13 protein-coding genes are annotated in these 22,468 nt (G+C 65.9%); 12 read left to right on the top strand and 1 reads right to left on the bottom strand.

The window, feature by feature from the left end:
- Nucleotides 1-21 precede the first annotated feature (21 nt).
- Together MT490_RS13480 and MT490_RS13475 are read left to right on the top strand one after the other, a co-directional pair.
- The gene (locus tag MT490_RS13480) at nt 22-1,602 is read left to right on the top strand and encodes a histidine kinase (protein ID WP_297388550.1); all 1,581 of its coding nucleotides are present in this window, start codon (nt 22-24) and stop codon (nt 1,600-1,602) included.
- Nucleotides 1,599-2,279 (top strand): response regulator transcription factor, encoded by a 681-nt coding sequence (locus MT490_RS13475; RefSeq protein ID WP_297388548.1) that lies wholly within the window; start codon nt 1,599-1,601, stop codon nt 2,277-2,279. The genes MT490_RS13480 and MT490_RS13475 overlap by 4 nt, the downstream gene beginning before the upstream one ends.
- Here the strand turns inward: MT490_RS13475 and MT490_RS13470 are convergent.
- Entirely contained in the window at nt 2,212-3,561 is a 1,350-nt protein-coding gene (locus MT490_RS13470) for an O-antigen ligase family protein (protein ID WP_297388546.1), read from the bottom strand. The genes MT490_RS13475 and MT490_RS13470 overlap by 68 nt on opposite strands.
- A gap of 399 nt (nt 3,562-3,960) precedes the next feature.
- On the opposite strand from MT490_RS13470, the gene MT490_RS13465 reads away from it, so the two are divergent.
- The 10 genes from MT490_RS13465 to MT490_RS13420 all read left to right on the top strand — a co-directional run bounded on the left by MT490_RS13465 (nt 3,961) and on the right by MT490_RS13420 (nt 22,344).
- Nucleotides 3,961-4,881: a sulfotransferase gene (locus MT490_RS13465; protein ID WP_297388543.1), complete on the top strand. Its 921-nt coding sequence runs from the start codon at nt 3,961-3,963 to the stop codon at nt 4,879-4,881.
- On the top strand, nt 4,878-6,263 hold the full coding sequence (locus MT490_RS13460; protein ID WP_297388540.1) for a pectate lyase: 1,386 nt from the start codon (nt 4,878-4,880) through the stop codon (nt 6,261-6,263). The genes MT490_RS13465 and MT490_RS13460 overlap by 4 nt, the downstream gene beginning before the upstream one ends.
- Entirely contained in the window at nt 6,260-7,462 is a 1,203-nt protein-coding gene (locus MT490_RS13455) for a glycosyltransferase family 4 protein (RefSeq protein WP_297388537.1), read from the top strand. Before MT490_RS13460 ends, MT490_RS13455 begins: the two co-directional genes overlap by 4 nt.
- A gap of 167 nt (nt 7,463-7,629) precedes the next feature.
- A complete protein-coding gene (locus MT490_RS13450) occupies nt 7,630-8,520 on the top strand; it encodes a class I SAM-dependent methyltransferase (protein ID WP_297388534.1) in 891 nt (296 codons plus the stop codon).
- A 497-nt stretch (nt 8,521-9,017) separates the two neighbouring features.
- On the top strand, nt 9,018-12,758 hold the full coding sequence (locus tag MT490_RS13445; protein ID WP_297388531.1) for a calcium-binding protein: 3,741 nt from the start codon (nt 9,018-9,020) through the stop codon (nt 12,756-12,758).
- Nucleotides 12,759-13,618: 860 nt separating this feature from the next.
- Nucleotides 13,619-16,390, top strand: coding sequence for a TonB-dependent receptor (locus tag MT490_RS13440; RefSeq protein WP_297388529.1), 2,772 nt, complete (start codon nt 13,619-13,621; stop codon nt 16,388-16,390).
- 249 nt (nt 16,391-16,639) lie between these two features.
- The gene (locus tag MT490_RS13435) at nt 16,640-17,152 is read left to right on the top strand and encodes a sigma-70 family RNA polymerase sigma factor (protein ID WP_297388525.1); all 513 of its coding nucleotides are present in this window, start codon (nt 16,640-16,642) and stop codon (nt 17,150-17,152) included.
- Nucleotides 17,109-18,215 (top strand): FecR domain-containing protein, encoded by a 1,107-nt coding sequence (locus MT490_RS13430; protein WP_297388522.1) that lies wholly within the window; start codon nt 17,109-17,111, stop codon nt 18,213-18,215. Before MT490_RS13435 ends, MT490_RS13430 begins: the two co-directional genes overlap by 44 nt.
- A 183-nt stretch (nt 18,216-18,398) precedes the next feature.
- Entirely contained in the window at nt 18,399-21,452 is a 3,054-nt protein-coding gene (locus tag MT490_RS13425; protein WP_297388520.1) for a TonB-dependent receptor, read from the top strand.
- Between the two features lie 118 nt (nt 21,453-21,570).
- A complete protein-coding gene (locus MT490_RS13420; protein ID WP_297388517.1) occupies nt 21,571-22,344 on the top strand; it encodes a Slam-dependent surface lipoprotein in 774 nt (257 codons plus the stop codon).
- The last annotated feature ends 124 nt before the right edge of the window (nt 22,345-22,468 follow it).

Raw genomic sequence — 22,468 nt, 5'->3', positions numbered from 1 at the left:
GCGGCGCTCGATTCCCGATACGTGGCCGATCCGGAATGGCTGATCGGGCTCGGCCGGCTCGTCACGGCCGCCTTCGCCACGATCGCGATCTATTTCGATCCCACCCAGCCGACCAAGCTGGCCGACGAGGCGCGGCTCATCACCCTGGTCTATCTGGGTTTCGCGCTGCTGGCGCTGGTCCCCATCCAGCGGCCGATCGAAAGCAGGCTCCATATCCTCACGCACGGCGTCGACATCGTCGTGATCGCCTGGTTGCTGCACCTCACCGATGAGCTCACCAGCCCGTTCTTCGCCTTCTTCCATTTCACGCTCTTCGCCTGCACGATCCGATGGGGGCTGACGGGCGCGCTGCTCGGTGCCGTGGTCCTGGAAGTGATGATGCTGGTCATCGGCCTGCCGGATCTCGAGGATGGCCAGTCCGAACTGAACGTGATGATCATGCGATCGGGATACTTCCTGGTCGCCGCGTTCATGCTGGGATATTTCGGAGCGTATCGGAACCGGAGCCGCCATCGGCTGGAGCGGCTGGCCGCCTGGCCGTCCGTGCATCTGCGGCAGGGTGACCGCGCGTGGCTCAAGGACATTGTCGGGCATGCGCGGACGGTGTTGGGTGCGGGCCGCCTCGCCGTGATCTACGAGGATGTCGACCAGCTCACGGGCACCGTCGCGACCTGTGCGGACGGGCAGCTCTCGGTGCGCGACTTCGACGACACGGCGGAGTGGGCCGTGATCGCGAACGATCTCGAGGCGTTCCGGGACGCACGCTCGACCGGCTGCGCAGAGATGCTGGTCCGGCGGCTCGGGGAGGCGATCGGCGAGGAGGCGCTGGCGTCGCCCCGGCTGGACAATGTCTGCGTCGCTCCGTTCTTCGGGACGCGGTATCGCGGCTATCTGATCGTGCTGAACGCCAGATATCGGCACGAGGAGATCGAGTCCCTCGCAAGCATCGTGGCCAGTCGCATCAGCTACGAGCTCGAGCGTGCCGCGCTGATCCGCGAGATCGCCAATAATGTGCGCACCGAGGAGCGCGTCCGGCTCGCCCGCAACCTTCATGACAGCGTGCTGCAGGATCTCACTGCGGCGAGTCTCAGACTCAAGGCCGCCGGCCGGCAGGTGCCGGAAGAAGCCCAACCGCTGCTCGCCGACGTCGCCGCGATTATCGCCGGCCAGCAGAAGCAGATCCGCCGGTTCGTGGAAGGAAAGGGGGCGATCCAAGACGGCAACGGTCTGCCGCACGCGCTGGATCGGCACGTCCGGCAGTTGAGCCGCCAATGGGGCTGCGAAATCCATCTCACCACCACGCCCGTCGATTTCCGCATGTCGGCGGCGATGTCCGACAATATCGCGCAGATCATCTCCGAGGCGACGTCGAATGCCGTGCGCCACGGCGCCGCGACCCGCATCGACCTGGTGATATCGGCCGGCGACGGCAGGCTTCAGCTGGGGATCGCGGACAACGGCACCGGCGTCCTCGTGCCGTCTGAGGCGGGCATGTCCGAACCGCATTCGCTGAGCGCGCGCGTGGCGGACCTGGCGGGCCGGCTCTGCGTCGTGCGCGACCGGCCCGGCTTCGCGATGTTCATCGAGCTGCCCTCGACATGACGGTCACGCGCCTGATCCTCGTGGACGATCACCCGCTTCTGCTCCGGGGCGTGGCCGACCTTGTGTCGCTCGAGCCCGACTTCGAGGTCGTCGCCACCGCGAATTCCGGCCACGAGGCCCTGGCGGCGCTGGAGCGCATGGCGCCGGATCTGCTTGTCCTCGACATCAACATGCCGGACCTCACCGGCCTGGACGTGCTCCGCGCGATCCATCGGGCCGACCTGCAGGTCCGGGTGATCTTCCTCACCGCGACGATCACGCCGCGCCAGATATCGGAGGCGCTCGCCTTCGGCGCCTGGGGTCTGCTGCTGAAGGAATCGGCCCCGGACCTGCTGGTCGACTGTCTGCGGACGGTGGCGCGGGGAGAGCATTGGCATCCGCAGGAGCTTCTCTCGCGAGCGGACCGGGAGCCATCCCGACCCGACCCGCTGCAACTCGCCCAGCTGACCGTGCGCGAACGGCAGATCGTCAACCTGGTCTGCAAGGGCCTGTCGAACAAGGCGATCGCCCAGCAGGTCGGCACCGCGCAGGGGACGGTGAAGATCCACCTCAACAACATCTTCCGCAAGCTGGGCCTGAGCAACCGGACCTCGCTCGCCGCGCTGGCCTTTACGCTTGGGGAGCGCGACGAATGGATGCCCGCGGGGGACGCGTCGCTACTGGGTCACGGACGCTGACCCCGCCTTCGTCGCGTCGTGCGTAGATGGCGCCGAGCGCAGTGAATACGGGGACCATCCACATGCGCGAGTACATGTGCGGATAGGACGCCGTATAGATCAGGAAGACGATCACGACCGCGCACGCCATGCCGCCTGCCTCGCGGCTGCGTCTCAGGCCGCCGACCGCGAAGATGCACAGCATGGCCAACAGGCCGACCAGGCCGAGAAAAGCAATGGCCCCTCCTTCGTTCCAGATCAGCAGGTACAGATTGTGGACGGGATTGTCGTGATGGCTGAGCTCGCGGTAGCGATCGACGCCCATGCCGATCGCCGCGGTGCCCTCGGCAAAGCCCCATGCCTCGGCGATCAACTCGGATCGATTGAGGAATGTGCCCGCCTGGCTGATGTCGCCCGTCTCGACCGCGCCGCCGACGCGCTCCTGGAACGCCTTTGGAAGCGGCGCCCCGCTCGCGAAGAACAGCCCGGCGGCGACCGCGATCACCAGCCCCAGCCGGACGAGGTGACGGATCCCGATCAGGGCGAGCGTCACGCCGATGGCGGTCATCGACGCGAAGAAGCCCGTGAAGGACGCGCTCAGCATCAGCCCCCACAGCAAGGTGACTCCGCAGACGAGGCCGACCAGCTTGGGCATCGTTCCCTTAACGAGTGAATAGATCAGCATCGGCAGCGAGAAGGCGATGACGGCGCCGTTCGGATTGGGCTGCCCCGCCATAGAACCCAGGCGCTGATTGCCGGTGATGAAGCCGTCGCCCAGATAGTCGACGGTATCCTGCATGGTGAAGAAGAAGGTGGAGGTGATCCCGATCGCTTCGGACAGCGTGGTCCCCAGCACGAAGAAGACCGGCAGCATCTGGGTCAGGCGGCGTTCCTGGCCCATCAGCAAGATCGGAACCAGGAGGTAGGCCATGGTGTACTGGATCGCGACGTTCGCCCATCGCAGCGGATCGCCGTTGATCACCGAGCTGACGAACAGGCCGCCCAGCATCATTGTCAGCGCGGCGACCCAGAAGGGCGTGAGCGGCCCGAACGGCATCAGGTTCAGCCTGCCCCGATACGCGACCATCGCCAGGCAGAGCATCAGGGCGATGTCGGAAACGGTCACGTTCATAGAGCCCAGCCGGAACAGGCTCCAGCTGCTCCAGAACACGCCGATCAGGAGAAGAGGGCGGAATATCCGATCCCGGTTCTTGGAGCTGTCGGCGCGGCGTGGCGGCTGCGGAGAAGCGCCGGTATCGAGCCCGGGCATCTCCGCGTTGTCGGCATAGGGCGCGTTGGTCATCGCCCCGCACCCCGTGCCGTCCAGCTGCTGATGATCGATGCCGGCATGCCCGCAAGGTGCTTCGGCGCGCGGGGCTTGGCAAACCGTCTTCCGAGATGCGGCTTCGATCCTTTTGGCTAGTCCATTGTGACAGGTGGCGACGCGCTTGCGAGCGCAAGCCGCGCTGGAGGCGGTGTCGGCGAATAAGACTAGTTGCCGGCTATCCGTAATGGTCCGGGCCTAACCCGGGAGACAGATTGAACGGACGGAACCTCCGTCGGATAACGCCAGCTATCCAGTGTATTGGGGGTGCCATTTGTGAGCGCGGCCGTTCTACCGGACAGGGTTCGCGGCTCCGAGGACGGGGCGGCGGTTGTCGGAGGAATCGCGCCCGCGCACGCGAACGGGACTTCGATCCCGGTGCTCTACATCGCCGGCTATGGCCGGAGCGGCACGACGTTGCTCGATATCGCGCTCGGCCAGCATCCCGCGATCATGGGCGGGGGCGAGATTGCCACGCTCGCGCGGCACGTCTGGCCGAACGACGAATATTGCGCGTGCGGCGTTCCCGTGCGGCAATGCGCGATGTGGAGCGGGATCGTGGCGCAATGGTCGAAAGGGGAGGCGCCGACGCTGATCGACGACTTCCGCCGGGCGCAGGAGCGGACCGAGACCATCCTGGGCCTCGGCCGTTTCCTCGAGCGAGTTCGATCGAGCCCTCACGCATCGCGTACGGTGAAGCTGTTCGAAGCCATTGCGGCAGGATCCGGCTCCACGATCGTGGTCGACTCGTCGAAATTGCCGGGACGCGCGTCCGTGCTTGCGGAAACCCGGGGGATCGAGCTTGCCGTGGTGCATGTCGTGCGCGATCCGCGCGGCGTCGCCTGGTCGCTGAAGAAGGGCTACAAGCGCCAGGTCGATGTCGGCCTGCAGCGCGAGCTTCGGCCCAAGCCGCTGCTGTACACCGCCTTGCGCTGGATGATCGTCAACCTCGCCACCGAACGCCTCTGCCGCCGGCTCGGGGCCGGCCGAGCCCTGCGGATAAAATATGAGGATTTCGTCGCCGATCCCGAGGGGACTCTCCGGCAGATCCTGAAGCTGGTGCACTCGCGGATCCCCGAGCAGCCCCTGCAGGTCGCCGTCAGCCCGATGTCGCCGCAGCACCAGGTCGCGGGCAGCCGCCACCGGATGCAGCACGAAATCGTGGTGCGGCATGACGAGCGCTGGAAAGAGACCATGCCGCGCCTCCAGCGCTGGCTGGTCACGCTCGCCTGCGCGCCGCTCCTCTGGCGCTATGGCTATTCGCTCAGGACATCGGCTCCCACGGGGAGGAAAGCATGAAATCGCGACTGCAGCATCGCATCGTGGCGCGTTCGGTCCTTGCATCCATTTGCCTTGTCGCCGCGCCCGCATTGTGGAGCTGCTCGAGCGCGCAGGGAGAGGCGGTGCCGCCGCCGCCGCCGCGGCCCGTGGCCGGCGAGCAGGCCTTTCCGGGCGCGGTCGGATATGGCGCGGGCAGCAAGGGCGGCCGTGGCGGCCGTGTCATCGCCGTCGACACCCTGGCGGATTCGGGGCCGGGGAGCCTCCGCGCCTGCGTCGAGCAGCGCGGTCCGCGCATTTGCGTCTTCCGCGTCAGCGGCGTCATCCGCTTCACCGACAAGCCGCCCGTCGTCAGCCACCCCTATCTGACCATCGCGGGCCAGACGGCCCCGGGGAAAGGGATCACTCTGGCGCATGCGGGCGGCGAGCTCGGGCGCACACCGCTGCTGCTGAAGGGCACGCACGACGTGGTGATCCGGCATATCCGGGTCCGGAACGATCGCATCGGCGGCAACCGGGCCGCCGAGGACTCCTTCACGATCGAGAGCAGCGACAACGTCATACTCGACCATGTGAGCGCGAGCTGGGCGCGCGACGAGCTCGTCAACGGCTATGGCGACAACGACCGGATCACGATCAGCAATTCGATCTTCGCGCAGGGGATTCCCAGGCACGACAAATGCGCGCTGCTCGCCAGCGATCCCCAGGGCCCGCAGCGGCTGAGCTTCGTCAACAATGTCTGCGCGCATAATGGCGATCGCAATCCCGATCTCAACTTCCCGCCCGGCTCCTGCGTCGAGATCGTCAACAACATCTTCTACAATGCCCAATCCGAATTCGCCGAGATCTGGGAGAGCTTCGGCGGCGCTCCCGTCGCGCTGATCGGGAACAGCTTCATCGCCGGACCGAACACGATCTCGAGCACGGTGGGGATCGCGCGGAACCAGCTCGGATCGACGGGGCCGGCGAAGGTCTATCTATGGGACAATGCCTTTATCGGCGAATTCACGCATATGTCGCCGCTCCTCGCGAATGCCCTCGTTCCGGCGCCGCCCTGTCCGGGCACCGTCGCCGCGGCGCCCGCGAAGGCAGCCTATGAGACGGTGCTCCGCTCGGCGGGCGCGCTCCCGCGCGACGAAATCGATCGAAAGACGATCAAGGACATTCGCGGGCGCGTCGGGCGGATCGTGCGCGCGCCGGGCGAGATACCGCCGATCGCCGCCGAGACGCCCTATCCCGATGCCGACGGCGACGGGATGAACGATGCATGGGAGGCGTCGCACGGCGCCGATCCGCGCCGGTTCGATCCATGGGAGGACGGGGATCGCAACGGGCTTACCAATCTCGATCAGTTCCTCGACTATCGCTCGCGCGAGCTGGTGACTGCGCGCATGCAGTCATGACCGCGCCCGCCCAGGCCCTGGACCTCCCGCCCGAGATGCGTCGCGCGGCCGTCTCCGCCGCTGAGCCGGTGCGCGTCTGCTTTCCCTTCTCGGGCGACAGCGTCGGCGGCAGCCATCTGTCCGTGCTCGGGTTGATCGAGCATCTCGATCCGGCGCGCTATCGGGCCGTCATCGTGCCCGAGGTTCCGGAAGGCCGCATCGCACAGGTCTTCGCCGGAGTCGCGCAATTGCCCGATCCTGCGGCGCGCGGGCGCCTGTTCGTCCCCGGCGAGGCATTCGGCGCCAGGAAGTTCGGGCGCACGCTCGGCGGCGTCTGGCCCCGCATGCGGTTCCTGAAGCGCGAGCGGTTCGACATCGTCCACGTCAATGACGGGAGGTCGAGCGCCAATTGGGCATTGGCGGCGCGGCTGGCCGGAGTGCCGGTCATCTGGCATCACCGCGGCAACCCCGATGCGCTCGGCCTTCGGCTGGCCGCGCCGCTGCTCGCCAATCGCGTGCTCACCGTGTCGGCTTTCGCCTTGCCGCGCCCGGGCCTGTGGTCCGCCGCCGGCAAGGCCGATGTGGTGCACAGCCCCTTCGATACCGATCTCGTGGTGGACCGTGTGGCCGCGCGCGCAGAGCTGGTGGCCGAGCTCGGCGTCGCGTCCGACAGCTTCGTCCTGGGCTATTTCGGCGCCTTCGTTCCCCGCAAGCGCCCTTTGCTGTTCGTCGACGCCATCGCCAAGCTCCGCGCGGCGGGCATTCCCGTCACCGGCGTCATGTTCGGGGAAGCGCGCGTCCCCGCGATGCAGGAAGCGCTGCACCGCCATATCGACGCGACCGGCATGGGGGAGGCGATCAGGGTGATGGGGTATCGCTCGCCTGGCGCCTATTGGATCGGGGCGTGCGATCAACTGGTGGTCCCGGCGGTCGGCGAGCCTTTCGGCCGGACCTTGGTCGAGGCGATGATCGTCGGTACGCCTGTCGTCGCCGCGCGCTCGGGCGGCAATATCGAGGCGCTGCAGGGCGGGATCGGCGTGCTCGTCGAGCCCGACGATGCCGCGGCCCTGGCCGCCGGGTGCGCGCGGCTGATCGGAAACGCCTCCGAAACCATGGCGATGGCGCAGCGCGCCGGCGCCGATGCACGGCATCGCTTCAGCCAGATCCGGCACTGCGATCAGGTCACCGCCGCTTATGCACGGCTCGCCGGCCGGCGATGAGTCTGCCCCGGCCAAGGCCGGCAAATGTCGTCGGCATGGGCTAATCCGAACGCACCACCGGCACTAACCCGCCTGCCCGCCCCGACACGTCCGATCGATCGATCACAGGCTCCGATACCGGGGCCTATAACCTTCGATCTAGAGGACTGCTGAAAAGGGGTGATGTAATGCGTACCAGTGCCGTTGCACTCTCGCCGGCCGCTGCGCCGGGATCGGACGCCGAAGAACGATTCCCCGCGCTGATGAGCCGATCGGAGATGGAGGCGCAGCTCACGGAGCTGGCGCCCTTCCATCATGCCATCGAGCTGCCCTTCGGACTCAGCACCTATGACGCGGCGACCGCGCGCCATGATCGCGAGCGCACCCGGCTGCGTTCGCTCATCGATCATCTCTGGCCGCGCATGCTCGAGACCCATGGCGGCTCGCTCGCCGGCCTGCGCGTGCTCGACATCGCGTGCAACTGCGGCGGCTTCGCGATCGAGGCGGCGCGCGCGGGCGCCGCGGAGGTGGTCGGGATCGATGTCGACCCGCATTATATCCGGCAGGCGGAGTTCATCCGCGACGCCCTGGGCTACGACAACGTCTCGTATCGCGTCGCGCGGCTCGAGGATCTCGACGTCGCGGAGACGGGCTCCTTCGACGTCGTCTTCTTCTTCGGGATCCTCTACCACCTCGCCGATCCGGTGGGGGCTCTCACGCGGATCAGCGCGCTCGCGCGCGACATGATCGTGGTGGACACCAGCCTGTTGCGGTTCCGCTATTTCGACAATCTCGTGAAATGGCCCCTGTGGCGGATGAAGGTCGTCCCCGCGATGCGCGACAGCGATCACGACATCACCACCGGCCGCTGGCGCACCGCGGCGTCGGCCCAGTTCTACCCCAACCAGGTCGCGGTACGCGAACTCTTGGGCTTTGCCGGGTTCGAGGGAGTGGAACTGCTCAAGCCCACCTCCCCGAATCTCGAGCGGCGTTACTATCAGGGCAAGCGCGCGACGTTCGTCGCCCGCAAGCGCGCTATGCATGGTCCGGATAGATTTCGCGGCCCCGACGGGCCGTGACGGCGGATCGCTCGCGACAAGTGGTCGCTTATGGCCCGGGAGGCGGGGGGAGCCGTAGTGACATTCCTCCCGGACCACAATGCACCCGGTCAGTACCGGGGGCAGTAGCAAGCGTCCTCGAAACTAGCAGCTTTGGGGCATTCTCAAACCTCCGGGAGACGTACGCCGGAATGGTCGATCGCGCGGTGCCGAACTAATCCGTCGGATGCCCCGCACAGGAGCATTCGCGCAGATTCCTCGCGGTCGGAAGGCATGGTGTCGCGCGCATTGTTGTTACAAAATATCATGTATATCCAATGTTATAGGTGATCCCGCCCAAGTCGGGAAATTCTTCCGAAAGCAGTACTAATGGCGGAGGCGGGCTATCCCGATGCCCCCGCCGGAACGCGGGCAACTCCGCTATCTTCCCGCCGTGCCGGTGACCGTGGCGGGAGACGACGGTCCTTTCGCGACTTCGACAACCGCTGATTGCCCCGGATCCGGCCGTGGAGGGCAGGATGGCGACCTATTACAACCAGCTCGGCAGCGCGACCGTGGGCGGCACCTCGGAGCGCGACATCTTCTATCCGTTCACGAGGACCAACAATCTGGATCACCTGCGCCCCGACGCGCTGATGGCCACGCTCGTCTGGAATACCGGAATCCTCACCGGCAGCGGCTCCTTCTACCAGATCGTCGCATCCAATGTGCAGATCTCGCTCGATCTGCTGTCAGGCGGTGCGGGAACCGACGTCGCCTACGGCTCGAATGTGGCCGACGCGCTGTTCTATAACAACGGCGTGATATCAGGCGGTTTCGGCGCGTTCAGCGATATCGAGAACTTCTGGCTGGGAGAGGGCGACGACATCATCGACCTTTCCGCGCACGGAGCCGGCGGCGTCGACTATGCGAAGAATGTCTCGATCCACGGCCAGGGCGGCAACGACATCATCATCGGCGGTGCGGGCAAGGACGTGCTCGAAGGCGATGGCGGCAACGACATCATCTTCGGCTGGCGCGGCGCCGATACGATCTATGGCGGGATCGGCGACGATATCCTCTATGGCGACGACCTGGGCTTCAACGACATCGCCGGCGACGACATCATCGACGGCGGTGCGGGAAACGACATCCTGTACGGCGGCGGGCGCGCCGACACGATGACGGGCGGCGCCGACAACGACATCCTCTACGGCCAGGCCGGCGTCGACAATATGTCGGGCGGATCGGGCGACGACCAGCTCTACGGCGACGACGCGAATACGGTGAGCAGCGACACGCTCAACGGCGATGCCGGCAACGATCAGCTCTATGGCGGCGGCGGCAATGATGAGCTCTATGGCGGATCGGGCGACGACCATCTCGATGGCGAGACGGGCAACGACTATCTGCACGGCGGCGGCGGCAACGACACGATCGTCGCTGGCGCCGGGGACGACGTCGTCGACGGCAGTGCCGATAGCGACACATTGGTGTTCGCGGGCAACCGCGCCGACTATCAGTTCGTGCTGCAACCCGACGGGAGCTACACAGCCACCGACCTGCGGGCCGGGTCTCCCGAAGGCATCAAGACCATCCGCAACGTCGAGTTCTTCGCCTTCGCGGACATCACCGTCCCGTCGACGGAGCTGAACTATCCGCCGGTCATCACCTCGAACGGGGGCGGGACTGCGGCCGCGATCGAGATGGACGAAAACGCGCTCGCGGTGACCATCGTCACGGCGACCGACGCCGATGTCGGCCAGATCTTGAGCTTCGCGATCGTCGGCGGCGCGGACGCGGCCTTGTTCGCGATCGATCCGGTGACCGGCGCATTGTCCTTCCTCGCCGCGCCCAATTTCGAGAGTCCCGCGGATCTGGACGGTGACAATGTCTATCGTGTCGTCGTCGCGGCGAACGACGGCAATGGCGGTATCGCCACGCAAGACCTCTCGATCACGGTGCTCGACGTGCCGGACGGTACGGCCCCGGTGATCGTCTCCGACGGTGGCGGGGCTAGCGCGACGGTGGCGGTCGAGGAGAACAGCGCCGCGGTCACCACCGTGATCGCCGAGGATCCCGACGAGCCGACGCTGACCTATGCGATCGTCGGGGGCGCCGATGCGGCCCTGTTCGCGCTCGATGCGCTGACCGGCACGCTGGTCTTCGCGTCCGCTCCCGATTTCGAGAACCCCGCCGATCAGGATGGCGACAATATCTATGAGGTCGTCGTCGAGGCGAGCGACGGCAGCAACGTCGATCGTCAGACGCTGTCGGTGACGGTGGGCAATCTCAACGACAATGCGCCGGTGCTCACCTCTTATGGCGGCGCTGCGTCGGTGGCGCTAGCGGTCGATGAGAACCTCACCCTCGCCGCGACGATCGCGGCGAGCGATGCCGACGGGACGCCGCTCACCTACACCATCGCCGGCGGTGCGGATGCCGCATCCTTCGCGATCGATCCGGTGACCGGGGCGCTTTCCTTCCTGGCCGCGCCCGATTTCGAGGCACCGGCCGATAGCGATCTGGACGGGGTCTATCACGTCCTCGTCGAGGCGAGCGACGGCCTGACGAGCGTGTCGCAGGAATTCGCGATCACCATCCAGAACGCCAACGACAACGCGCCGGTCATCACCTCAAACGGGGGAGGTGCTACGGCAACGGTCGTCATGGCCGAGAATGCCGCCGCCGTGACGACCGTCACGGCGATCGACGCGGACGGCACGACGCCCGGCTTCGCGATCGCGGGCGGTGCGGATGCCGCCCTGTTCACGATCGACAGCGTGACCGGCGCGCTTTCGTTCCTGTCCACGCCCGACTTCGAGAACCCGCTCGATGCCGATCACGACGGGACCTATGAGGTCTCGGTGCGCGCGAGCGACGGCGTGAACGTCACGGACCAACTCCTCTCGGTCACAGTGACCGACGTGAGCGAGGCGGGGAAGACGATCACCGGCAGCTCCGGCAACAACAACATCAATCCGACCACGACGGTGATCGGCTACCAGACCACTGCGATGGACGACACCATCTACGGCCTGGCCGGCAACGACGTCATCGACGGGGGAGGGGGTGCCGACTATATGGACGGCGGCGTCGGCAACGACACCTTCTACGTCGATACCTGGTCGGACGACGGCTTCGCCGGCAATGACGATCAGGTGATCGAGGCGGCGGGGGGCGGCACCGACATCGTATATGCGTCGGTCAGCTATCGCCTCGCCGCGCAGGTCGAGAATCTGACGCTCGCGGGAAGCGCCGCAATCGACGGCTCGGGCAATGATCTCGCGAACACGGTCACCGGCAACAATGCCGCCAACACCCTAATGGGCGGGCTGGGCAACGACACGCTCCAGGGGCTCGGTGGGAACGACTTGCTCGACGGGGAGGACGGGAACGACAGGCTCTATGGCGGCGACGATCGCGACACGCTGAACGGCGGCGTGGGCGACGATCTTCTCGATGGCGGGATGGGCGCGGACGCCATGACGGGCGGCGTCGGCAACGACACCTATTATGTCGACAGCTGGTCCGACGACGGCGACGCCACCAACGACGACCAGGTCGTCGAACTGGCCGGCGGCGGCACGGCCGACTGGGTCTATGCCTCGGTCAGCTATGTGCTTGCCGCCGAAGTCGAGAAGCTCAACCTGACCGGCGCGGTGGCGATCGACGGCTTCGGGAACGACCTGGCGAACATCATCAACGGCAACGGCGCGGAGAATCTGTTGCGCGGCGGCCTAGGCAGCGACACGCTGTCGGGGAGCGGCGGCGACGACCTTCTCTACGGCGAGGACGGGCTCGACACGCTGGACGGCGGCGCCGGCAATGATCGCCTCGAGGGCGGCGCGAGCGGCGACACGATGTTCGGGCGCGCCGGCAGCGACATACTGATCGGCGGGACGGGCAAGGATACGTTGACCGGCGGCACCGAGGCGGACGTCTTCGTCTTCAGCGCCGGCGAGACCACCCTCAACAGCGCGAGCTACGATCGCATCGCGGACTATAATGCCGCGGAAGGCGATCTGATCGACCTCGACTTCGTCGACGGCGTGCTCGATGCCGCCCATTGGTTCGAGGCCGCGATCGGCACCAACAATTTCGCCGATGCGCTTGCGACTGCGCGGCAGAGCGCCGGGGTCGGCAACGTGGTCTTCGTCGCGGGAACCGTCGACGGCTGGCTGTTCTACGACGCCAATGGCGACGGCGTGCTGGAACAGGCCCTGTTGATGAGCGGGGCGAATTCGCTCGGCGCCATCGACCTCACCGGGTTCATCTGAGCCGTCAACCGATCGACGGAGCGCAATGAGGGCGCTTGCGTCCCTGGTCGCTCACGTTGGTGGTTCATGCCTTTGCATGGGCGGCTGCAAAAAGCGGCCGGACGGCAATCACTCAGATCACCGTCCGGACGATGGGGTGCCGGTGTCGCATCCGACTGAATAGTTATTGCACGAACTAAAGGCTGAGTCTCAACAAATTTCGTCGGGGGTGTATGCAAATGGGGCATGTGCCATTTGGCAGGATGAGACGGACGTACAAGTCCAGCTAAAAGTCTTACTATTGTCGAGCCTTGTGTCATCTTCTTTGCGAAAGTCGGGGATGGGAAAGGGGGCGCGGCCTGAGTTTAAGGGCTCTGCCCGTCTTGTTCATTACTATGACAATTAAGGTGCCGGCGGTCTCCGGAGAATCTTTGGGGAATACCAATTTCGACCGGTACCCTCCCTCCGCCCTGCTGGCGTCGGATTGGCTTGTCGTATCCGGCGATCGAACCGTCGAGACCGGCCGTGCGTGATAGATTGCGGGTGATCCCGGATGCGGCGCCTAGTCGATGGCCGCTGTCCCAAGAGTGTATTTGGTATCATACCAGTTTTGTTGAATCGATACCTTTTGCTGACCGAATTCCGAAACTCTCCCTCCACTCGAGCCCTAGGAGGGCTATCGGCTGCAGCAGCCTTCCGCCGGCCAATGCCACCATTCTTGCGACGGATTGAAACAAAACCGTATTTTTTGGTCGCTCTAATGGTATACTTTGGTTATATCGATCGATGATCGCGACGGAGTGGGCAAACCGCCCGATGCGGTCGGCTACGGAGGAGGTCGATATTCGAGCGGTGCGCGCGCTTATGAAGGGGAGATACCCATGATGCGTTTGCGACAGATGATCTTGCTGTCCACGGCTCTGACCGGCTTCGCCGCCAGCGCCCAGGCCCAGGAAGCTCCCAGCACGCCGCCGCCGAGCCAGGGCGCCACCCAGGCCAGCCCCGACACCTCCAGCGAAGAGGTCGTTGTCACCGGCTATGCCGGCAGCCTTCGCCAGGCGATCCAGGTAAAGCGCAACGCGAACGCCGTGGTCGACGCGATCTCCGCCGAGGACATCGGCAAGTTCCCCGACCGCAACGTCGCCGAATCGCTGTCGCACATTCCCGGCGTCTCCATCGACCGCCGTTTCGGCGAGGGCGAGAAGGTCGCGATCCTGGGCACCGATCCCGCGCTCAACCGTATGCTGCTCGACGGACACGGTCTCGCCTCGGCCGATTGGGGCGGGAACGACAACGACCCCAGCAGCCGCACCTTCAACTATTCGCTGCTCGCGCCCGAATTGGTCGACCGGCTGGAGGTCTTCAAGTCGCCAGAAGCGCGGATCGACGAAGGCAGCCTGGGCGGTACGGTGATCGTCCGCACGCGCCGGCCGCTCGAGCTGGAAGCGCATTCGATCTTCGCGTCCGCCGGCTATTCCTACAATGACCGCGCGGAGAAGGGGAACATCCGCGGCTCCGGCCTCTACAGCTGGAAGAACGACGCGGAGACGTTCGGCGTCCTGATCGCGGCCACCTACGACAAGCAGAATCTCGTGCGCTCGGGCGTCGAGTTCTTCGGCTACGACAATGCCAATGGCACCGGCAGCCCGTTCATGACGACGAACGCCGCGGGCCAGCGCGTGCTCAAGAACCCGAACGCGGTGATCACCGGCGGCTCGCTCGCCGATCTCGACGCGGCGGCATCGCCCTTCGGCATCAACTATGCCTATTTCCAGCAGAAGCGCGAACGCGCCAGCATCGCCGGTGCGGTCCAGTTGCGCCCGACGAGCGACCTGACCCTCACGCTCAACGGCCTGCACATCGAAGGCAATTACAACAATTACAGCCAGTCGATGTACACGATCCCCGGCGCCTGGACCGGCGACGTGCTCCAGTCGGCCACCATTTCGAACGGCGTGGTGACCCAGGCCAGCTTCGCCGCTGCCAACAGCCAGAGCGCGCAGCTCGACACGCTCGTCCGCCATACGAAGCTCAAGACCGACAATCTCAACTTCTTCGCCGACTGGGAAGGCGATGACGGCTCCAAGCTGTCCTTCTCCGGCGGTTGGAGCAAGGCGACCGGCGGGCGGAATCCCGAATATCTCTTCAACGTCCAGACCAAGCTGCCGTTCAGTTATTCTATCACTCCGACCTCGGCCGAAGTGAATTTCGTCGGCGACCTCACCAATCCGGCCAATTACTTCACTAACCCGAACAACAACCCTGCCTCGATCGAAGGCGAACCCGTGATCGTAAACGGGGCGCAGCTCGTCGCCGCGCAGATCGGCGGGCTGGACTACAGCGTCACCACCGACAGCGACGTCTACGCCGGCTTCGACGCGACCGTTCCCGTCGGCGGCTTCTTCACCCAGGTGCTGATCGGCGGCCGCTTCACGCACCACATCAACCGCGTCGATGCGCGCGGCGTGAACACCTATCTCCAGCAGTCGCTGCTCGGTTCGCAGCTCGGCGTCGAGACGCTCGTGACTCCGGAGGGCGTCTTCAGCGGCACGGGTGGCAGCGGCAGCGCTACCCAGTATCTGAACCTGCCCGAGCAATCGGTCATCGACATCCTTGCCGACGCGATCAATACGCCGCTCGTGGACAAGGTGGGCGCCTCTACGCGCGTGAAGGAAACGATCGCGGCGAGCTACGTCCAGTTCAACTTCGAGAGCGGCAAGCTGCGCGGCAATATCGGCGGCCGGCTCGTCTATACCAAGAACCTGTCGCAATATGCCCTGGCGCTGCCGACGCTGGCGGACCCCAATCCGCGACCGATACCGACCAGCACCACGAACGACTATCTGAAGTTCCTGCCGTCGTTCAACGTCGCCTATGAGGCCACTCCGCAGCTGATCTTCCGCGGGGCGGTGGCCAAGGTGATCTCGCGGCCGCGCTACCAGGATCTGGCGGCTTCGATCACACAGAACGACGTCACCTACGACGCGGGGGGCGGCAACCCCAATCTGCGGCCGTACGAATCGACCAATTTCGAGGTCACGGCGGAATATTATCCGGCGCCTGGCGCGCTGCTCTCGCTCGAACTCTATCGCCGCGAGATCTCCAACTACATCATCAACACGCGCCGCGAGGGCGTGACGCTCTACAACTCGCTGACCGGGCAGCTCGAGAACCGGTACAGCGTGTCGCAGCCGGTGAACGGCGGCGAGGCGACGGTGAATGGCGTGCTCGTCCACGGCCAGGCGGAGATCTGGGGCGGGTTCGGCATCCAGGCCAACTATGCGTACCAGGACAGCAGCACCTCGACGACGCTCGATACGACCGAGGTGCTCAACCTTCCCTATCTTTCCAAGCACACCGTCAACATCATTCCCTATTTCGAGAGCGGGCCGTTCCAGGCGCGCCTGAGCTACAATTACCGCTCTTCCTATTTCCGGACGATCGGGCGCCTGGGCTCGCTGGAAATGGTCGCGCCGTACAATCAGCTCGATGCCTCGGCCTCGTTCAAGGTGAACGACAACATCACCATCTCCGTCCAGGCGCAGAACCTGCTCAACGAGACCTATCTGCAGTATAGCGGCACGCGCGATCGGCCCTCGGCCTTCTACAAGAACGGGCGCACCTTCGTCGGCAGCCTGTCCTTCCGCATGTAGCCCACGCTGATCCTGACGACGATGATCCGGCGACGTCGCCTCATGGCGGCGTCGCCTTTTTTTGGCCGGCGGTGGATCTCTGGCCGGGAAGCGATCGCCAACCGTTCTCGTCCAGGTCGCGGTTCCGGCGCCCTTGCGAGCTTGTGTGCGCCGGCGTTCTGGACTAGCTGCGAATCATTCTCAACAAAGGCGGCCGGCAGCAGCGAGTTCGTGCGGGTGCTGCCGTGCAGGTGGAGTTAGAGACCGCCCGTGTCTTGCGGACCCGACGCTCTCCAGCTCTTCCTGACGCATCGCGCGAAGCTCCTGAACTATGCGCTTCGCCTCACCGGCGACAGCGCCTCGGCCGAGGACGTGCTGCAGGAGGCATGGCTGCGCTTCCAGGCCGCGGCGGCGCATCGGGCGCTCGACGAGCCGGTCGGCTATCTGCATGCCGTCATCCGCAACCTGGCCCATGACGATCGCCGCCGGCGCGGGTTGCGGGAGCGGTTGTTCGTCGAGGGTCTCGAGGAGCCCGCCTCCGACATCGCGAGCGCCGAACCCTCGGCCGAGGCGAGCCTGATCTCCAGCGAGGAACTGCGTCTGGTGCGCGAGGCGCTCGAGGGGATGCCGGAGCGGATGCGGATCGCGGTCGAGATGCATCGCATCGGCGGGGCGAAGCTCAAGGACATCGCCGCGCGGCTCGGTGTTTCGGTCACCACCGCGCACCAGCTCGTGGCGGATGGCGTCGCGCAATGTCGGGCCCGACTGCGCGGCGCGCGATGACCTTCTTTCCCGGCGAACCGAAAATCCGTTGCTGCCGTTCGTCTATCAGACAAGGGCGGCCGAACCGTCCGGGGAATGGAGGGATATGATCGAGCCCCTCGACAGCGGCGCGGAAGCGCGTGCGCGCATCGACCGGGAGGCGGTCGACTGGCTGATCGCGCTGCAGGAGGCGCCGAGGGATGCCGCGCTCGGCGAGCGCTTCGCCGCGTGGGTCGAGGCCGATCCGGCGCATGCAGCGGCATGGGCGGAGACCGGCAATGTCTCACGGTTGATCGCCGCCACGCGCATGTCGTCCGTTGTCCGGGCTCGGCGCGATCGGATCGAAGGCGGGTCGCGCCGTCGCCGCCTTCGCCGCATTCCGCTTTTCGCGGCAGGTGCCGCTGCGGCATGCCTTGCCCTGGTCGCGATGCCCGGATTGATCGTGCGGGCGCGCGTCGATGCCGTGGCCGCAACCGGTGAGATGAAGACGGTCCGCCTCGCCGATGGCAGCGTGGTGCGGCTGGCGGCGGGCAGCGCGCTCGCGATCGACTATGGCGAGGGCGCGCGGAAGGTGCGTTTGCTGCAAGGCGATGGCTATTTCGACGTCGCGCACGATCCCGCGCGTCCGTTCCAGGTGGAAGCGGGGGATACCGTCACCAGGGTGCTCGGCACCGCGTTTGAGATCCGCAAGGGCGGGGACGGCGTAGCCGTCGCGGTGCGCCGCGGCCGCGTCGCGGTCGCCTGTAACGACCGGTCGGCCGCCAGCGAACTCGAGGCCGGGCAGACGCTCGATCTCGCCTGCGGCGTCAGAAGTGCCGAGGGCAGGGTGGAGCCGTCGCGCATTGCCCCCTGGGTCGAAGGCAAGGTCATCGTCGCCGATCGGCCGATGCGCGAGATCGTCGATGCGCTTCGGCCCTGGTATGGCGGGATCATCATCGCCCGAGGCGACGGCCTCGATCAGCGCCGCGTCACCGGCGTCTACGACCTGCGCCACCCCGAGCAGGCGCTCACGGCACTCGCGGCCGCGCACCACGCCAGCGTGCGACGGATCACGCCCTGGATCCTCGTCATTTCGGCGGACTGACTGCGCTTCTCGCGGCCTCCGCAAAAAACTTCCGAAAAATCGCTTTCCCCGTTCGTTGAAGGGATAGGTGAATATGCGAATGCGTCGCAATTGCATATTTCCAGCTTCAAAAGGGCAAGAGGGAAAGCGGGCGTGGCATTGGGGGGACGGATTGGGGTTTCGAAGCGCGGTCGTGCGGTCTTGGTGGCGGCGTTGCTCGGCGCGGCGGCAGTCACAGCGATCTGCCCTGCGACAGCCGCGGCGCAGGCGTCGGACGAGACGGCGGTGCGGGATTACGACATCGCGTCGCAGGCGCTCAGCGGCGCGCTGATCGATTTCGGACGGCAATCGGGGCTTCAGGTGAGCGTCGATGCTGGTGAAGTGCAGGGTGCCCGCTCGTCGGGAGTCAGGGGACGGATGCCGGCCCGAGAAGCGCTGAACCGGCTGCTCGCCGGCTCGGGCCTCGTCTGGCGACTGGACGGCGACCTTGTGACGCTCGCGCGAGCGCCGCAGGTCGCCGAGGGGCAGCAGTCGCCGATCGTCACCGAGGCGTTGCGGGTCGAAGGCGACGCTGCCGCTCGCGAAAGCGGCGCCGAGCGTGACGCGCGGCGCCGCGACGACGTCTATGACGCCGACCTGTCGTCGACCTTTGCGGGCAAGGAGGAGGTGGAACGCTACAAGGGCGTGACGCCTTCCGATGTCCTCAAGGGCATGGTCAACGTCTTCAGCGGCGATTCGCGCAACAGCGGCGCGCTCGATCCCAGCATCCGCGGCATACAGGGGCCGGGACGCGTCCCCGTCATCATCGACGGCACCGAACAGGCGCTCACCGTCTGGCGCGGCTATAACGGCGCCAGCAACCGCAGCTATATCGATCCGAGCCTGATCGCCGGCGTCCAGGTCCTCAAGGGGCCAGCCGCCGAACGCGGCGTCAACGCTTCGAGCGGCGGCGCGGTGGTGATCAACACGCTCGACGCCGGCGATATCCTGAAGGCGGGGGAAAGCTTCGGAGTCGAGCTCAGGCTCGAGGGCGGCAACAATTCGGTCTCGCCGCGTGTCCCCGCGCTGCGCACCGGCGAGGACTATAACGCCATCCCGGGCTTCCCCGGCAGCCCGGGAACGCCGGGCTACCCCACCTTTCCATACAACGACCCGACGCTACGCGTGCCGATCCGGACCGCCGACGACAACGCCTTCTTCTCGCTCGGCGACAAGGCCGCGCGGATCGCGGTCGCCGGCCGGGTCGGGGACTTGGACCTGTTCGGCGCCTATGCCTGGCGCGCGCGCGGCAATTATTTCTCGGGCGGGAACGGCGCGGACTATTACCGGCAAGAGGACCTGGAACTCGCCCCCGACACCTATGTCCGGACCCTGGGGCTCAACTACGAGCCGGGCAACGAAGTGCCGAACACGTCGAGCGAGATGGAATCCTGGCTGTTCAAGGGCACCTGGCGGATCGCCGACGACCAATATCTCCAGCTCGGCTTCCGCGACAGCAAATCGACCTATGGCGAGATCATCCCCTCGCGGATCATCTCGTCCTTCGGCTTCGGCAACATCCAGTGGCCGCTGAGCAAGGTCCACGCCCAGGCATATAATGCCGAATACAAATGGCAGCCCGACAGCAAGTGGATCGACATCAAGGCCAATCTCTGGGGCACCCATACAGTCAGCGACACCTATAGCGCCGGCGGCTTTCCCAACTCGGCCTCGGTTGAGGATCCGATCCTGATCAACAGCGCGCTCGGCAATTCGCGCAACGACCGCTTCGGATTCACCGCCAGCAACCAGATGAAGCTGACCTCGCGGCTGGACCTGCTCCTCGAAGGCGGCTGGCAGCACGAGAAGCTGCGATCCGACGACGAATATAGCGACGCGATCGCCAATGGCTGGCGCCAGCTCCCGCGTGCCGGACGCCGCGAGGAATATCGGATCAACCTGCGCGGCGAATGGCGGCCGACGAGCTTCCTCAAGCTCAACGCAGGCCTCACTTATTCGGGCTATTGGGCGCATGACGACTTCCTCGACGAATATCTAGAGATTCGCGGCGGCTCGATCGCGCAGCCCGTCGTCTCCAGCTATTCGACGGCGTACCGGACCATGGAGACCGGCGCGGACGCGTACCGCGCTTATCTGATCGATCTGTTCCAGGGCCTTCCGCCCGAACTCTACCCGATCCTGATCGATCCGCAGGTGGAGCAATATGCCGCCAATCCCTTCCCGTTCGAGGTGACGCATACCGGGCCCGCCTGGGAGCCGGACGCCCGGGGCAGGTTCAGCCGCACGGACAATATCTGCGCCAACGGTTTCGCGGCAGGGCAGGCGGGCTATAACGGCTGGTGCAGCGTCACTGCGAACTTCACGACGTTCACCACCACCGCGAACAAGCGCAAATCGGCGCATGGCTGGGCGCCGTCGGCATCGGCGACAATCTATTTCAGCGGCAGCAGCCGCGCCTATCTGCGCTATGCGGAAGCCTATCGCTTCCCGAGCATGTTCGAGAGCACGATCGGCTTCTCGGCATCGCTCAACCCGGCCGGCGCGCTGAAGCCCGAACATGTCCGCTCGTGGGAGGCGGCCTATATCCAGGACCTCAGGAGCCTGTTCGGGCTCGGCGGGGACGAGCAGCGCGCCGATCTCAAGCTCACCTGGTACAGCAACACCACCAGGAACGTCATCGAGCGCGACACGCAGCTGATGTTCTTCAACCTCGACCGGCAGGAGATCGCCGGGATCGAGCTGCAGGCACGCTTCGACAGCGGCCGCTTCTTCACCGAGATCGGCGCCGCGCACATGACCAAAAACAAGGCGTGCGACGCGAGCTTCGCGATCCAGAGCGATCCTTCCCAAGGGCGCGTTCCCGACTGCGTCAAATACGGGTTCGTCTCGAGTTACCTGCTCACGCAGGCGACGCCGGAGGATTCGATCAACTGGACGCTCGGCGGCCGTTTCTTCCGGAAGCGCCTCGAGCTCGGCGGGCGGCTGGTCTGGTACGGCGCCTATGACAATCCGCAGCTCGATCAGTTCATCGGCGGTCCGCTGCCGGATCGCATCCAGGGATCGGCGCTCAACGTGCCCTACACCTGGGGCGAGATCCTGACGCTCGACCTCTATGCCAGGTTCAGGCTCGACGACCGTTTCTCGGCCGAGCTCGTCGGGACCAACCTCACCGACCGTTATTATCTCGACCCGCTGACGCGCTCGCTCATGCCGGCGCCGGGCCGCACGGCCCGCCTCAGCCTGACGGGTCGCTTCTGATGAAGAGAATTCAGGGCCGCCGCCATGTCCCTCAACCCTCTCAAGACCGGGGGAATGGCGGCGCGCCCTGGATGAAGGCGCCTGAAGGTTCAGGCGCTCCAACAGCAAGAGGACTATCATGAAGATCGCACATCTCAAGCTGCTGTCTGCCGCCGGCCTCGCGACGCTCGCGTGGAGCGGTATGGCGAACGCCCAGATCGTCGGCGAGTCGAGCGACACCACCAAGGTCGTGGTGGGTACGAGCACCGTCAATGCCGGCCCGCACACCTCGGGCAAGCCGGGCATCGCGGTGCCGAATACCGGCCTCGGCCAGCTCGTGGATTTCCAGTTCCTCTACACGCTCGGGCCGGACGCCAACGGCGTGGTCACCATCAACAATCCGAGCGGCGCACCTTCGGACCACAGCACGCTCGGCCGGTTCCACTTCGCCAAGGTGAGCGGCCAGGACGTCTATTTCGGTGAATGGTCACAGGCCGGCACCATGGCGTCCGCCGACCACGCGGTCTATTATGTCGGCAGCAACCCGACGACGACCGCCAACGCGCCGGCGGCCGGCCAGGCGACCTACAGCGTCAAGGGCATCAGCGACTATGCCAACAAGGGCATCCTGACCGGCACCTTCACCGCGAACTTCCTCTCCAACCTCAACGGCACGCTGAGCGGCAGCCTCACCAACGCGGCCAGCAACTACACCGTGAACATCGGCACCGCCGGGATCGTGGCCGGCGACATCACTGGCGTGAACGCCAGCGTCACCACCGGCGGAACGACCGTCAATGGCGGTTCGGTCGAGGGACGCTTCTTCGGGGCGCAGGCCGCGGCGCTGGCCGGGCTGGTGAAGTTCACCGGCAACGCCCAGTACAACACCGCTTTCGGTGGCACGAAGAACTGACGCTTCGCGCCGCATCGGCAAGGGGCAGGGGGCCGGCATCGGTCCCCTGCTTTCCCGTCTCCGCGCGCCGCATTTCCCGTCCAGACCCGCAGCGAAGGCCAGTCCAGTCGTGACATCCCGTCGA

Origin of the sequence: Sphingomonas sp. (assembly GCF_026460985.1) — a bacterium.
GTDB lineage: Bacteria > Pseudomonadota > Alphaproteobacteria > Sphingomonadales > Sphingomonadaceae > Sphingomonas.
This window is presented reverse-complemented; position numbering and strand designations above follow the sequence as displayed.